14 protein-coding genes are annotated in these 14,330 nt (G+C 73.8%); 10 read left to right on the forward strand and 4 right to left on the reverse strand.

All coding sequences use genetic code 11. The features are described 5' to 3' along the window. The first annotated feature begins 79 nt into the window (after positions 1-79). From MILUP08_RS25625 to MILUP08_RS25635, 3 genes are read left to right on the forward strand one after another with little or no spacing between them, the layout of a single operon-like run. Positions 80-1,738: a putative bifunctional diguanylate cyclase/phosphodiesterase gene (locus MILUP08_RS25625; RefSeq protein WP_083916057.1), complete on the forward strand. Its 1,659-nt coding sequence runs from the start codon at positions 80-82 to the stop codon at positions 1,736-1,738. Positions 1,739-1,790: 52 nt separating this feature from the next. After that, positions 1,791-2,375 (forward strand): TetR/AcrR family transcriptional regulator, encoded by a 585-nt coding sequence (locus tag MILUP08_RS25630; RefSeq protein ID WP_007463160.1) that lies wholly within the window; start codon positions 1,791-1,793, stop codon positions 2,373-2,375. Between the two features lie 13 nt (positions 2,376-2,388). Beyond that, positions 2,389-3,057, forward strand: a complete 669-nt coding sequence (locus MILUP08_RS25635; RefSeq protein ID WP_007463161.1) for a lysophospholipid acyltransferase family protein — start codon at positions 2,389-2,391, stop codon at positions 3,055-3,057. Positions 3,058-3,070: 13 nt separating this feature from the next. On the opposite strand, the gene MILUP08_RS25640 is transcribed toward MILUP08_RS25635, so the two are convergent. The 3 genes from MILUP08_RS25640 to MILUP08_RS25650 all read right to left on the reverse strand — a co-directional run bounded on the left by MILUP08_RS25640 (position 3,071) and on the right by MILUP08_RS25650 (position 6,006). Further along, the gene (locus MILUP08_RS25640) at positions 3,071-4,195 is read right to left on the reverse strand and encodes a glycosyltransferase family 4 protein (protein ID WP_007463163.1); all 1,125 of its coding nucleotides are present in this window, start codon (positions 4,193-4,195) and stop codon (positions 3,071-3,073) included. Beyond that, positions 4,192-5,451 (reverse strand): M48 family metallopeptidase, encoded by a 1,260-nt coding sequence (locus MILUP08_RS25645; RefSeq protein ID WP_007463165.1) that lies wholly within the window; start codon positions 5,449-5,451, stop codon positions 4,192-4,194. The genes MILUP08_RS25640 and MILUP08_RS25645 overlap by 4 nt, the downstream gene beginning before the upstream one ends. A 339-nt stretch (positions 5,452-5,790) precedes the next feature. Continuing rightward, positions 5,791-6,006 (reverse strand): hypothetical protein, encoded by a 216-nt coding sequence (locus MILUP08_RS25650; protein WP_007463167.1) that lies wholly within the window; start codon positions 6,004-6,006, stop codon positions 5,791-5,793. 316 nt (positions 6,007-6,322) lie between these two features. On the opposite strand from MILUP08_RS25650, the gene MILUP08_RS34020 reads away from it, so the two are divergent. From MILUP08_RS34020 to MILUP08_RS25665, 3 genes are all read left to right on the forward strand, one after another. After that, positions 6,323-6,715 (forward strand): hypothetical protein, encoded by a 393-nt coding sequence (locus MILUP08_RS34020; RefSeq protein WP_007463169.1) that lies wholly within the window; start codon positions 6,323-6,325, stop codon positions 6,713-6,715. 23 nt (positions 6,716-6,738) lie between these two features. Further along, positions 6,739-7,071 (forward strand): SH3 domain-containing protein, encoded by a 333-nt coding sequence (locus MILUP08_RS25660; protein WP_007463171.1) that lies wholly within the window; start codon positions 6,739-6,741, stop codon positions 7,069-7,071. A 174-nt stretch (positions 7,072-7,245) separates the two neighbouring features. After that, complete coding sequence (locus MILUP08_RS25665; protein WP_007463173.1) at positions 7,246-7,593, forward strand: hypothetical protein; 348 nt, start codon at positions 7,246-7,248, stop codon at positions 7,591-7,593. 29 nt (positions 7,594-7,622) lie between these two features. Here the strand turns inward: MILUP08_RS25665 and MILUP08_RS25670 are convergent, their stop codons facing one another. Further along, positions 7,623-9,053, reverse strand: a complete 1,431-nt coding sequence (locus MILUP08_RS25670; protein WP_007463175.1) for an NYN domain-containing protein — start codon at positions 9,051-9,053, stop codon at positions 7,623-7,625. A 127-nt stretch (positions 9,054-9,180) separates the two neighbouring features. Here MILUP08_RS25670 and MILUP08_RS25675 point away from each other — a divergent pair, with 127 nt between their 5' ends. The 4 genes from MILUP08_RS25675 to MILUP08_RS25690 all read left to right on the forward strand — a co-directional run bounded on the left by MILUP08_RS25675 (position 9,181) and on the right by MILUP08_RS25690 (position 14,319). Further along, the gene (locus MILUP08_RS25675) at positions 9,181-10,935 is read left to right on the forward strand and encodes a DEDD exonuclease domain-containing protein (RefSeq protein WP_007463177.1); all 1,755 of its coding nucleotides are present in this window, start codon (positions 9,181-9,183) and stop codon (positions 10,933-10,935) included. A gap of 128 nt (positions 10,936-11,063) precedes the next feature. Further along, positions 11,064-12,857, forward strand: a complete 1,794-nt coding sequence (locus MILUP08_RS25680; protein WP_039906643.1) for a RelA/SpoT family protein — start codon at positions 11,064-11,066, stop codon at positions 12,855-12,857. Between the two features lie 53 nt (positions 12,858-12,910). After that, positions 12,911-13,453 carry an NUDIX hydrolase gene (locus tag MILUP08_RS25685; protein ID WP_007463181.1) on the forward strand — a complete coding sequence of 181 codons (543 nt, stop codon included), beginning with the start codon at positions 12,911-12,913 and terminating at the stop codon, positions 13,451-13,453. Next, positions 13,450-14,319, forward strand: coding sequence for a sugar phosphate nucleotidyltransferase (locus tag MILUP08_RS25690; protein ID WP_007463183.1), 870 nt, complete (start codon positions 13,450-13,452; stop codon positions 14,317-14,319). Before MILUP08_RS25685 ends, MILUP08_RS25690 begins: the two co-directional genes overlap by 4 nt. The last annotated feature ends 11 nt before the right edge of the window (positions 14,320-14,330 follow it).

Genomic DNA, 14,330 nt, shown 5'->3' on the forward strand with positions numbered 1-14,330 from the left:
GTCGCCCGAGGCGGTCACCCGCCCGGGCACCTTCGCCCGCGCGTGGGCCAAGGCGGTCTCCGGCACGAGCTACCTGCCGATGACCCAGGCCCAGCTCGAGGCCCTGCTGCACCGGCTCACCGGGCAGCTCGCCGGCGCGCTGCTCGCCGAGCCGTTCGACCTGCGGACCGGGCACCGGGTCGGCGCGGAGCTGGTCGCGGCGCACATCGCGTCCGCGGAGGGGCTGGGTCGTACGGTCGAGGTCATCCAGCTCCGGCTCGTACGGGACCTGGGACTGGTGGCCGAGGACGTCGAGGACCGGATGGCGCGGCTGCTGGCCGCCGTGGCGACCGGCTACGCCCGCGCCCTGCGCGACCGGACGCTCGACGAGCAGGAGTCGATCCGCCGGGCCGCCATGATGGCCCGCACGCAGGCCGAGCGGGCGCTGCGGGCCAGCGAGGCGCGGTTCCGCCACCAGGCCACCCACGACCCGCTCACCGGGCTGCCCAACCGGACGTTGTTCACCGAACGACTCACCGCCGCGCTCAACGAGCCGGGCCGGGGCGCCCAGCGCGTCGGGGTGTGCTTCCTCGACCTGGACCGCTTCAAGGTCGTCAACGACAGCCTGGGGCACCAGGTGGGCGACCGGCTGCTGACCACTGTGGCCGAGCGGCTGCGCCAGACCCTCGGTGAGCACCTGGTGGCCCGCCTCGGCGGGGACGAGTTCGTCATCCTGGTGGAGGACGCCGCCGGCACCGACGCCGTGGTGGAGGTGGCCGAGAGCGCCCTGGCCGCGGTCCGCACACCGGCGGTGGTCGACGGGCACGAACTCCAGGTCACGGCGAGCATCGGCATCGTCGAGCGGCGGGTGGCCGGTGCCAGCCCCAGCGACCTGATGCGGGCCGCCGACAGCACCCTGCACTGGGCGAAGTCGGCCGGCGGGGCGCGCTGGGCGCTCTACGACGCCGAACGCAACCGCCGCGAACTGGCTCGTTACGCCCTCTCGGCGGCCATCCCGGCCGCGCTGGAGCGGGGCGAGTTCTACCTCGACTACCAGCCCCTCACCTCGCTGCGCGACGGCCGGCTGCTCGGCGTGGAGGCGCTGGTCCGCTGGCGCCATCCGGAGCTGGGCGTCCTGCGGCCGGACAGCTTCATCGCGCTGGCCGAGGAGACCGGCCTGATCGTGCAACTGGGCGGGTGGGTGCTGGCCGAGGCGTGCCGGGAGGCCGAGGCGTGGTCGGCGGGGGGCGTCGAGGCGCCGTTCGTCAGCGTCAACCTGGCGGTCCGGCAGGTACACCGGCCCGGCCTGGTGCAGGAGGTTCGCGCGCTGCTGCGCCAGACCGGTCTGCCGCCCGAGCGACTCCAGCTGGAGATCACCGAGAGCACGATGATGAGCAGCGCCAAGGAGCCCGTGCGCGCGCTGCGGGTGCTTGCCGATCTCGGGGTGCGCATCGCCATCGACGACTTCGGCACCGGCTACAGCAACCTGGCGTACCTGCGGGACCTGCCCGTCACCGAGCTGAAGGTGGCCGGGGAGTTCGTGGCCGGCCTGCGCTCGCCTGCGGTGGGGCGTACCGACGAGCGGATCCTCGCCTCGCTGGTGTCGCTGGCGCACGCGCTGGACCTGACGGTGACGGCCGAGGGCGTGGAGACCGCCGGGCAGGCCGAACGGCTGCGGGCGATCGGTTGCGACGCGGCCCAGGGCTGGCACTTCGGCCGGCCGGCCCCCGCCGACCGCATCCTGGCCCGCATCCGCTGAACCCCCGCACCGCCGGTAGACAGCGTCTACGCCCACCTGGTAGACACTGTCCATGAGTCCGGAGGAGACGGGCGTACGGGCCCGACTGGTGGCCGCCGGGGTGGACCTGGTGCTGCGCGAGGGCCAGTCGGCGGTGTCCCTGCGGGAGATCGCCCGTCGGGCGGGCGTCTCGCACGGCGCGCCGCGCCGCTACTTCCCCACCCACGTCGACCTGCTCTCCGCCATCGCCCGGGAGGGCTTCGCCGACCTCACCGCCCGCGTCGAGAAGACCATGGACGCGGCCGGCGAGGATCCGCGTACCCGCCTGGTCGCGCTGGCCCGGACGTACCTGGACTTCGCCGCGGCGCACCGCGGCATGTTCGAGCTGATGTTCCGCCACGACCTGCTGGCCAGCGGCCGTCTGCGGCTGCGGGAGACGAGCCTGCCGCTGTTCACCCTCCTGGTCGACCTGGTCGCCCGGGCACGCCAGCCGGCCGACAAGCCCGCCCCGGTGCTGGCCGGCGCGCTCTGGGCAAACCTGCACGGCATCGCCCAGCTCTGGGCGTGGGGCAGCCTTCCGCTGGCCACCGGCGCCACCGACGACGACACCCTGCTGCGGGCCGCGCTCGACGCGCACCTCGGCCCCGCGCCGCACTGAACCGGGAGAAGACGTGCCCCTGCTGTACGACATCGGCAAACTGACCGTCGGCACCACACTGCGGCTGGGCTGGCGGCCCCGCGTGGAAGGGCTGGAGCAGGTGCCCCGCCACGGCGGCGCGATCCTCGCCAGCAACCACCTGTCCGTCGCCGACGAGGTGTTCCTCGGCTGCCTGACGCCGCGCCACGTCACCTTCTGGGCCAAGGCCGAGTACTTCACCGGCCGGGGCCCGGGTGGCTGGCTCAGCCGGCAGATCGTCGCCGGCATGGGCGCCATCCGGGTCGAGCGTGCCGGTGGCCGGGCGGCCCTCACGGCCCTCGACGCGGCAGTGCCGGTGCTGCGCGCCGGCGGTCTCGTCGCCATCTACCCGGAGGGCACCCGCTCCCCGGACGGGCGGCTCTACCGGGGTCGGGTCGGCATGACCCGCCTCGCCCGCGACGCCGAGGTGCCGATCATCCCGGTCGGTGTGCTCGGCACCGCCGAGGTCCTGCCGGTCGACGCGCGGCTGCCCCGCCGACACCCGGTCACCCTGCGGTTCGGGCCGCCGATCACCGTCGCCGGGCGCATCACCGGCCCCCGCGACATCCGGACGATCACCGATGAGGTGATGGCCGCGATCCAACGGCTCACCGACCAGGAGTACGTGCCCCGCCACGCCCCGCCACGGCCGGCCCGCACCTGAGCACGGGCTGCGGTCAGCCGGCGAGCAGAGCCGCCATCCGCTGCGCCTGCGCCTCCCAGCGCCACTCCCGCTCCACCCACGCCCGGCCGGCCGCGCCCAGTTGGCGGGCCAGATCCCGGTCGGCGAGCAGGCGGGCGACCCGGTCGGCGAGCTGGGCGACGTCCCGGCCGCGGACCACGTACCCCGTCTCTCCCTCACGGACCGCGTCCGGGGCGCCGCCGGAGTCCCCGGCCACCACCGGCAGACCGGTCGCGGACGCCTCCAGGTAGACGATGCCCAACCCCTCCACGTCCAGGCCGCGGTTGCGGGTGCGGCAGGGCATCGCGTAGACGTCGCCGGCCGCGTAGTGCGCCGGCAGCTCGGCCGCCGGCACCGAACCGGTGAACACCACGTCCTGCTCGACGCCCGCCTGCCGGGCCAGCTTCTCCAGGGTCGCCCGGTACGGCCCGCCGCCGACGATCAGCAGCGCCGCGTCGGGCACCCGGCGGCGGATCTCCGGCAGCGCGCGGATCAGCATGTCCTGACCCTTGCGCGGCACCAGCCGGGACACGCAGACCACCACCGGTCGGTCGGTCAGCCCCAACCGGGCCCGGACCGGCTCACCGTCCACCGTCGGGTGGTAGGTGTCCACGTCCACCCCGGGCGCGAGCCGGCGCAGGTCGGTCAGCCCGTCGAGCACGCGGGCCAGCCGGACGCGGGTGTACTCCCCGAGGTAGGTGGTCACGTCGACACCCCGACCGATGCGCCGCAGCGCCGGCCGGGCGGCCGGCAGCGCCGCCCAGCCGACCTCGTGGCCGTGGGTCTGCGCCACCACCCGGCGGATGCCCGCCCGTCGGCGCAGGCCCGCGGCGAGCAACCCCAGCGGGGCCGCCGCGCCGAACCACACCGTGTCGCAGTCGTACGCGCGGGCCAGGCGGGCCGCCCGGCGGGCGATCAGCGGGGTGGGCAGCAGCACGCGGGTGCGCTCACGGATCACCTCGAACGGCTGGTCGGCGTCGAACTTCGCGGCGCCCCGCCAGCTCGACGCGTACACGACCACCGACCCGGCCGGCTGACGCACGGCGAGGTTGTGCACGAAGGACTGGATGCCTCCCGGGCGGGGCGGGAAGTCGTTGGTGATCAGCAGCGTGCGGTTCATCGGGCGGTCTCCCGGGCGTACGCGCGGGCGGCGGCCATCCGCTCCACGGTGGACGGATGCGAGGCCGAGTAGAGGTATTCCCAGCGCGGCGGATCAGGGTCGCCGAGGTTTACCGAGCCGAGGCGGCGCTGCATCGACTCGAAGGCCACCGGGTCGCCGGTGAGCGCGAGCGCGTGCGCGTCGGCGCGCGCCTCCACCCGCCGCGACAGCAACGCCTGCACCGGCGTGGTGACCAGGCCCGCCACCGTGACCAGGGCGATCAGCAGCGGAAACGCACGTGGATGGGCCACCGAGTCGACGCCTGCCAACCGCAGCAGCAGCCCCCACGAGCCGAGCAGGTAGAGCGCCACCACGGCGGCGGCGGCACCCAGCGCCCCGGTCAGCGTGCCCACCGTCACGTCGGAGTCCTTCGCGTGGCCCAGCTCGTGCGCCACCACCGCGGTCACCTCGGCCGGGGTGGCCTCGCTCAGCAGCGTGTCGTAGACGACCACCCGGCGGGTCGGCCCGAGGCCGGAGACGTACGCGTTGACCGCCCTGGTGCGCCGCGAGGCGTCGGCGACCAGCACGTCGCGCACCGGCACCCCGTCGCGGGCGGCCATGCTCATCAGCTCGGTGCGCAGCGCGCCCTGCTCCATGGGGGTGAACTTGTTGAACACCGGCTCCACCAGCACCGGCAGCACGAACGAGAGCAGCACCACCAGCAGGGCCGCGCCCGCCGCGCCGAACGCCCACCACCAGCGCGGCGCGAGCCGGATGACCGTGTAGAAGCCGAACAGCGCCACCGCGCCGATCACGGCGCTCACCGCGTACGACTTGAGCAGGTCCACGGCCCAGCCGTTCCACCCGTTGGTGCTCAACCCGTAGCGGGTCAGCACGCTCTGCCGCCAGGCGGCGAACGGGAGGGTGAGCAGGTCGGCGACGAGCACCACGGCGAGCCCACCGAGCACCGCCTGCGCGATCCAGTGCCCACCGAACGGCCGGCCCACCAGCTCGACGAGGCGGCTGCCCAGCGGGGTGAGGCCCAGCGCGACGGCGATCAACAGCCCGACGGCGAGCGCGGCGTAGCTCCCGGGGCGCAGCGCGGCACGGAACTCGCGCCCCTTGGCCACCTGCTCCGCCGGGAGATCACGTAGCGCGGCGAGCTGGTCGGCGCGGGGCGCCGGCGGCCGGTGCCAGGGAATGAACAACGCGGCGGTCACCAGCAGGGCCACCGTCAGCCCGGCCAGCGTCAGCAGCGCCCAACCGCGCGGAGTCACCGCGGCACCGCCGCGCGCGTCACGCGCTGGGCCCGCGCAGCACCGACGAGCCCGCCGTACTCGCGTCGTACCCCGCTCATCCGCCGCTCCTCCCGCCGTGACCGCCCATCCTATGGCCCGCGAAAAGCCCGCTTCGCCCGCGGTGTCGCGCTCCGCCGCGCGGCCGGCGGCCGCGAGGGAACTCAGGCCAGCCGGCGTGCGGCGACGTCGGGCCGCGCGGCGGACCGGCGTGTGCGGGGACGTCGGGCCGGCGGACCCGGCGTGCGCGGCGACGTCGGGCCGGCGGACCCGGCGTGCGCGGCGACGTCGGGCCGGGCGGCAGACCGGGCGTGCGGGAAGTCAGGCCACCCGGCGGACCCGGCGTGCGGCGACGTCGGGCCGCGCGGGCGCGGCCAGCACCTCGACGTCGAAGCCGGCCCGGGCGAACACCTCGATCGCCTCGACCTCGGCGGCGACCAGCCCGGCCGCCGGGGACGTCTCGTCGAACAGGGCGGTCAGCGGACAGCCGGAACAGCCGTCGGCCCGCTTCACGCACCCGTCGCAGTCGATGAGCATCGCGCCTCCTGATCGCTCGCGATGCGCGGTCGACGCCCTGTCGTCGTCGCCCGAGCACCGTCGGTCACATCGACGCTATCCACCGGGTACGACAGAACCGCCCGCACCGCCCCGTTGAGGGCTAGATCGACTCCAGATCAGCGAAATCGGGGTATCCCGACCGGCCGGACGCCCCGACATCGGCAATCCCGTGACGAGCCAATCGCCGGTCAACTGCCGGTCAAGCGCCTGTTCCGTCCATGGTGGCCACTGCGATCGTGATGCTACGGCCGAGCGGAACCGGCCGAACCCCAGGTCGACCCACGGAGGACTCGACATGCGCGGACCATCCTCGACCACACGATCCCGCCTCTCGGCCGTCGCGCTCCTCGCGGGCGCCGCGACGGTCGCGAGCGGGCTCGTCGCCACGCCGGCGCAGGCCACCTCGGCATTCGGCTGCAACTACCCCCGCGTCTGCTTCTGGGTGTCCGGGAGCCCGTACGACGACGCCCCGCCGACCGCGTCGTTCCAGGACAACTACTACCAGACCCTCGGCTCCCGCAGCCGGGGCGCCGACTGGGTCTACAACACCCGCAACGACGACGGCGCGAAGATCTTCTACTCCAACGGCGACTGGGTCTGCGTCGCGCCGGGCGAACTCGCCTACCTCGAGCCGTACGGCTACGCGGTCGCCCTCGACATCATGGACTCCCCCTACTGCTCCTACTGACCCGCCCACCGGAGGTTGAAGACATGAATCCACGACGTCTCCTGGCCGCGTGCGCCGTCACCGTGACCGCAGCGGTCGGCCTCGTCGCCACCCCCGCGTTCGCCGGCGGCACCTTCCAGACCAAGACCGACCTGAACCTGCGCTACTGCCAGTGGCTGAACAACTCGCAGTGCTCGGTCATCCTCACGATCCCGAAGGGCCAGTCGGTCTACCTGAACTGCTGGGCGCCCGGATCGTCGGTCAACGGCGACACCGTCTGGTACAACGCCTTCTACGGCAACGCGAGCGGCATGCTCGCCGGCGACTACATGAACACGGGCCACGACCCGAACCCCGCCGTCTACCGCTGCGTCTAGCGACATCCACTCCAGATCGGCGATGTCGGGGTGTTCCGACTGTCCGGACACCCCGACATCGCCGACCTCGTCTCGATCGCCGGGCCAGGACGGGCTACGGCCCGTCCGTTGCGAAGTCCTCCTACCGTGGGCCGTGACCATCGGAGGTAGGCATGACAGTCGGGGGTCAGGTAGGTGGCTGACGAGGATGACGGCCCTCCGTCGGACCATTCGCACGGCGTGGTGCCGCCGCGCAGCCGAACCGGATCGACGAAACGACACGTCATTGTGGTGGCGGTGATCACCTGCGTTCTCGCCGTGGTGATCGGGCTGATCGCGACGTTGGCGCGCGGTGACACCGACGGAACCGTCTCGGGCAAGGACCTGGTCTCCACGTCGGCCTGCAACCGCAAGGGCCAGATGTGCCGCCTGCAAACCTGCTACCAGGTCACCTACGTGACCAGCAGCGGCCGGAGCAGGAAGTCCTGCGTCCAGAAGCCTCGCTACGACCGCATTCGCGTCGGCGACCGCTTCTCGGAATAGCGCCGGGTGCGGCGACCCCGGCCCTGCCCTCAGGAGCGGGCGAGGCGGCGCAGCAGCGAGTCGGCGCCCAGCGGGTACGCCCCGTGCCGGCGTACGCCGTCGGCGACCTCACGGTCGGACGAGATCACGACGACCGGCCGGCCCGCCGGCTCGGCGCGGACCAGACGGCGGATCAGCTCGTCGGCGGTCTCGCCCTTGCGGGAGAAGAGCACCCGGACGCCGCGGGGCGCCGGGGGCAGCCCGTGCATCCGTTCGGCGCCGTCGAACACGACTGTGACCTCGTCACCGGTCTGCGCGGCGATCCCGCCCAGCCCGGTGATGAGGCGCTTGCGCTGCTGTTCCAGCGACATCTCGCCGAAGCCGCGCTTGGTGACGTTGTAGCCGTCCACCACGAGGTGCGCCCGGGGCAGGGCGAGCAGCTGGTCCAACCGGGCCGGGTCGTCGGTGTCGCGGGCACGGGCGGCCGGGCCGGCCGGGGCGGTGCCCGGCTGCTCGGCGAACGCGTCGGCGACGAAGTCGGCGGGGAGCTTGTCCACCGGGTCGAGCGCCAGCTCCCGGCGCAGCCCGACGGCGGCCTGGCCGATGGTCTCCAGCAGCAGCCAGAGGCGGGCGTCGTCGACCGAACGCGCCTCTTTGGCGCTGGCCCGGGCCACCCCGGCGGCGGCCTCCGCCTCGGCTAGCCGGGCGCGGGCGCGGCGCAGTTCGGCGTCCACGTCGGCGCTGGCACGTGCGGCCCGGCCGCGTTCGGTGGCCAGGAGTTCGGTGGCTTTGCGTTCACGGGTCTGCGTCTCGCGCAGGGTACGGGCCAGTTGGCGGGACTCCTCGCGGAGCTGGCCCAACTCCTCGCGGACCCGCGCCAGCTCGTCGCGGAGCTTCTCGGCCTCGACCCGGGCCACCGCCCGGTCGTGCTCGGCGCGGGTGGCCCGCTGCTCGGCCTCGCGGACCAGCTCGGCGACGACAGCGCTGTCCGCCTCGGCGCGGACCGCGGCGCCGCTGGCGTCGATCAGCTCCCGCCAGCCGCGGGGTCGGGCCAGGTAGGCCAGTGCGGCCACCTCGACGGGGTCGGCGGCGGCCGGCGCGGTGCCCTCGACCACTGCCGCGCCGAGGTCGCCGGCGTCGGCAAGCACCCGGGCGGTGACCCGCTGCCGGAACAGCGGGTCGGCGGTGAGCTGGGCGGCGATGGCCGGGGCGCCGAGCCGGGCCCGGCGGTTGGGGGCGAACTTGGCCACCCGGCGCAGCGGCACGGGCACCTCGTCGGCGGGCAGGGTGGGCAGCACGGTGGCGGTCAGCGCCACGATCCGCTGCCGGACCGGCTCGGGCAGCGTCGGCTCCGGCTCGACCGCCGGATCGCCACCGGAATCGGCAGGTGTGTCGCTGTTGTCCAGGTCGCCCACGGCACCGTCGACCGCGACCGGATCCTCCTGCGGGAGGTGGTCGTCGTGCGGCTCGGTGAGGGGCATGTGGCAAGTCTCCCACCGCGACCGGGCCCACCGCCCGGTGAGTGAGCCGATCTCTCATCCTAGCCCCATGGTGACTGCTGGGACGCCTGCGACGGGAGTGTCGGACCGGGGCGCTAGCGTGCCGCCGATGGCACAGGCGGAGTACGTCCAGGAGTCACTGGCCGGTCTCGACCCGGCGGTGGGCGGGGTGGACCCGGCCCTGCCGCTGTACGCGACGACGTTCGTGGTGGTCGACCTGGAGACCACCGGCGGGGCGCCCGACGGCGGCGGCATCACCGAGATCGGCGCGGTCAAGGTGCGCGGCGGCGAGCAACTGGGTGAGCTGGCCACCCTGGTCAACCCGGGGCAGCCGATTCCGCCGTTCATCACCGTGCTGACCGGGATCACCCAGGCGATGCTGGTGCCGGCGCCGCCGATCGAGCAGGTGCTGCCCAGCTTCCTGGAGTTCATCGCCGACGCGGTGCTGGTCGCCCACAACGCCCCGTACGACGTGGGGTTCCTCAAGGCCGCCTGCGCGAAGCACGGCCACCGCTGGCCCAATCCGCGCGTGCTGGACACGGCGGCGCTGGCCCGTCGGGTGCTGACCCGCGACGAGGTGCCCAACCGCAAGCTGGGCACCCTCGCGGCCTACTTCCGCACCGCCACGCAGCCCACCCACCGGGCGCTCGACGACGCGAAGGCCACCGTCGACGTGCTGCACGGACTGATCGGCCGGCTCGGTGGGCACCGGGTGGACACCGTCGGCGACGCCATAGAGTTCGCCCGCGCGGTCACCCCCACGCAGCGCCGCAAGCGGCACCTGGCCGAGGGGCTGCCCAAGGTCCCCGGCGTCTACATCTTCCGAGCCGCGGACGAACGGCCGCTCTACGTGGGCACCTCCGTCGACATCGCCACCCGGGTGCGCAGCTACTTCACCGCCGGCGAGAAGCGCGCCCGGATCTCCGAGATGCTGGCCGCCGCCGAGCGGGTCGAGGCCGTGGAGTGCGCCCACTCGCTGGAGGCGGAGATCCGCGAGCTGCGCCTGATCGCCGCGCACGCGCCTCCGTACAACCGGCGCTCGAAATACCCGGAGCGGATGGTCTGGCTCAAGCTGACCGACGGTCCGTACCCTCGGCTGTCGATCGTCCGGGACCTCTCCCCCACGGACACCGCCTACCTCGGGCCGTTCACCTCGCGGCGGGCCGCCGAGCTCGCCGCCGCCGGCTTCCACGACGCGGTGCCGCTGCGCCAGTGCACGCACCGGCTCTCGCTGCGCACCGTCACGCCGGCCTGCGCGCTTGCCGAGCTGGGTCGCTGCCCGGCGCCCTGCGAGCACAAGATCACCCCCGAGGAGTACGACGACAGAGCGGCCGGGCCCTTCCGCACCGCCACCGCCAGCGACCCGCAGCCCGTGGTGGACGCGCTGCTGGCCCGGATCGACGCGCTCGCGGCCGACCAGCGCTACGAGGAGGCCGCCGTGGTGCGGTCCCGGCTGGCCGCGGTGCTGCGCGCCACCGTGCGGATGCAGCGGCTGGCGGCGCTCACGTCGATCGTGGAGCTGGCCGCCGCCCGACCGGCCGCCCGGGGCGGCTGGGAGCTGGCCCTGGTCCGGCACGGTCGGCTGGCCGGTGCCGGGGTGTCCCCGCCCGGCGTCCACCCGCGACCCACCCTGAACGCCATCCGCGCCACCGCCGAGACGGTGTCGGGCGGGCACGGTCCGGTGCCGTCGGCCACGGCGGAGGAATCCGAGCGCATCCTGTCCTGGTTGGAACGGCCGGAGACCCGGCTGGTCGAGATGTCGTCCGGTTGGTCCTCGCCGGCGGGCGGGGCGGGCCGCTTCCGTGACCTGCTGGCGAAGGCCGAGAGCGGCGCGTCGCACCAACTCTCGACCGAACGCTCATGACCAACTGACCGATCGGACTACGTCGACTCCCTTAGGCTGTTAGAGAAGTGCAGTCCTGCCCGTTTCGTGGGCCTGCTCCCGATCGTCCGGTCCGGCGGTCGCGGAGCCGGGGTGAGGAGGTGTCCCTCGTGGACGTCGACGCCGGACACGGCGCCGCCCTGGGGGGCGCCCTGCCGACCCAGTCGGGTGAGCTGCCCCTGACCCGCCGACTGCGGTCGTTGCTCTCCTGGCCGACCACCGACTCCGACCCGGTCACCCACCTGGTCCGCACCCATCGGGGCATCCACGCCGGCACCGACCCCGCCGTGCTGCGCCGGGCGTACACGATCGCGGAGAACATGCACCGCGGTCAGTTCCGCAAGAGCGGCGAACCGTACATCACCCACCCCCTCGCGGTGGCGCAGATCTGCGCCGAGCTGGGCATGGACACCACGACCCTGGTGGCGGCGCTGCTGCACGACACCGTCGAGGACACCCGCTACACGCTCCAGGCGCTGTCGGAGGACTTCGGCGGCGAGGTGGCCCACCTGGTCGACGGGGTGACGAAGTTCGACAAGGCGTTCTACGGCAAGGCCGCCGAGGCGGAGACGGTCCGCAAGATGATCGTCGCGGCCGCCAAGGACGTCCGGGTGCTGATCATCAAGCTGGCCGACCGGCTGCACAACATGCGCACCCTCGGTGTGCGCTCCGCCGCGTCGCGGGAACGGATCGCCCGCAAGACCCAGGAGGTGCTGGTCCCGCTCTGCGACCGGCTGGGCATCCAGACCCTCAAGCGCGAGCTGGACGACGTGGTGCTGCTGCACCTGGAGCCCGACGAGCACGCCCGGCTGGCCCGGCACGTGCACGACCGGCCCGGCTGGGACTCGTACCTCGACTCGGTGGTGGCACAGGCCCGGGTGGCGCTGCGCCGCAGCCGGGTCGACGCCATGGTGGGCCCGCGTCCCCGGCACCTCTACTCGATCTGGAAGGACACCATCGCCGGCGGCCACACCGCCCCGTACGACCTGCCCCGCATCTCGGTGGTGGTCGACGGCCCGGCCACCGACTGTTACGCCGCGCTGGGCGCGATCCACGGCACGTGGCGGCCCGTCCCGGGCCGTTTCAAGGACTTCATCGCCTCACCGAAGAACAACCTCTACCGCTCGCTGCACACGAGCATCTGCGGCCCACAGGACCGCACGGTGGAGGTGCTGATCCGCACGGAGGAGATGCACCGTTCGGCCGAGTACGGCATCGCGGCCGACTTCCGCTTCCCGCGCTCGGGCAGCAGCAGCGCGGCGGCCCGGGCGGAGCAGTTGGACTGGCTGCGCCGCGTGCTCGACTGGGAGCCGGACGCCGCCGACCCGGCGCAGTTCTACGAGTCGCTGCGCTGCGACCTCGCCGAGGGCCAGATCCAGGTCTTCGCCGACGGGCGTCAGGTCGTGCTGCCGGCCGGTGCCACACCTGTGGACCTGGCGTACGAGCTGGGCAGCCAGCGGGGCGACCACTGTCTCGCCGCCCGGATCAACGGCCGGCTGGCACCGCTGAGCTCGGAGCTGGACGAGGGCGACGTGGTGGAGATCTTCACCGAGAACGACGGCGACAACGGCTTCGAGGCCGGTGTGGCGCCGCGCGGCCCGCGCAAGGAGTGGCTGGGCTTCGTCAAGTCGCCGCACGCGCAGATGCAGATCAACAGGTGGTTCGCCGAGCACACCGAGCCGGGCATCACGATCAGCGACAAGGTCCGCCTCGGCCGGGCCACCATCGGGCTCGCCCTGCGCCAGCACAACCGCGGCCTCGCCAGCGACCTGCCGCTGCTGCGGCTCTCCGAGGAACTGGGCTATCCCGACCTGGAGACCCTGCTCGTCGCGGTCTTCGACCGGGTGATCGAACCGGACACCGTGGTACGCCAGCTCATCGACCTGGTCGACCATCGACAGTGACCGGCCGGCCCCCAGCGCGTCCGAGGGACATTCGTGACCACTAACCTGGGGTCATGATCCCCCGTTCCCGCGCCACCGGTCGGGCCATCTTCTACCAGGCGTTCTACCGGCTACCGCTGCCGGTGCGCCGTCGCCTGGTCAAGCTGGCCGTGCCCAAGTACATCGTCGGGGCGGTCACGCTGGTCCGGGACACCGAGGCGACGGGTGCGGGCCGGCTGCTGATGCTGCGCCAGCCACCCGGCAAGGGCTGGTCGCTGCCCGCCGGCCTGCTCAACCGGGCCGAACCACCGGTCGTGGGCGCGGCCCGCGAGCTGTTCGAGGAGTCCGGCATCCGGCTACCGCCGTCCCGGCTGCGCCCGGCGGCGCCCAACGCGATCGTGCACGCCAAGGGCTGGGTCGACATGGTCTTCGAGACGGAGGTGCCGGCGTCCCGCACCGAGCTGGCGGTCGACGGCGCGGAGGTCTTCGAGGCCGCCTGGCATCCGCTGGACGACCTGCCCAAGCTGACCTGGCCGACGGCCCGCCTGCTCGCCTACTACGACATCGGGCCGCTGGCCGGGCAGTTCCCGCCTCTGATCCCCGACGACCTGCCATGACCGCTCGGGCTTCCGTGCCGGACGAGTTGTGCGCGGTGGTGCTCGCCGCGGGTGAGGGCACCAGGCTGCGCCCGCTCACCGCACGGGTGCCCAAGGCGCTCTGCCCGGTCGGCAACGTGGCACTGCTGGACCGGGCGCTGGCCCGCCTGACCGGCCTCGGCCTGAGCGGTCCGGCACGCGTCGCGGTGAACGCCTGCTACCTCGCCGACCAGGTGGTCGTACACGTCGACGATCGCGCCCACCTGTCGGTGGAGCCCGGCGACCCGCTCGGCACCGCCGGTGGGGTGGCCAACCTGCGAGACTGGATCGACGGCCGGCCGGTGCTGGTCGGCAACGCCGACGCGTACCTGGCCGACGCCGCCACTCCCCCGGGCCCCGACGTGGCCGCGCTGCTGGACGGCTGGGACGGCACCTCGGTACGCCTGCTCGGGCAGCCCGCCGCCGACCCGACGGCGCCCGGCACCTTCGCCGGGCACTGCTTCACCGGGTTCTCGCTGCTGCCGTGGCGGCTGGTCCGCGACCTGCCGCTGGTCTTCTCCGACCTGGTACGCGCCGTGTGGCGGCCGGCCGAGGCGGCCGGCGCGCTGGAGGTGGTCCCCTACCCGGGCACCTTCTACGACACCGGCACCCCCGCCGACTACCTGGCGGCCAACCTGCACGCCGCCGCCGGCGGTGCTCTCGTCGACCCGTCCGCGACGGTGACCGGGCGCTGCGTGGAGTCGGTGGTCGGCGCGGGCGCACGGGTGGACGGCGAGGTGCGCCGCACGGTGGTGTGGCCGGGCGCGCTCGTGCGCGACGGCGAACGGCTGCACGACGTGATCCGGTTCGGCGACGACTGCACGGTCCAGGCCGCGGCACACGGCTGAGCCCGACGCAG

Source organism: Micromonospora lupini str. Lupac 08 (genome assembly GCF_000297395.2).
Taxonomy (GTDB): Bacteria; Actinomycetota; Actinomycetes; order Mycobacteriales; family Micromonosporaceae; genus Micromonospora; species Micromonospora lupini.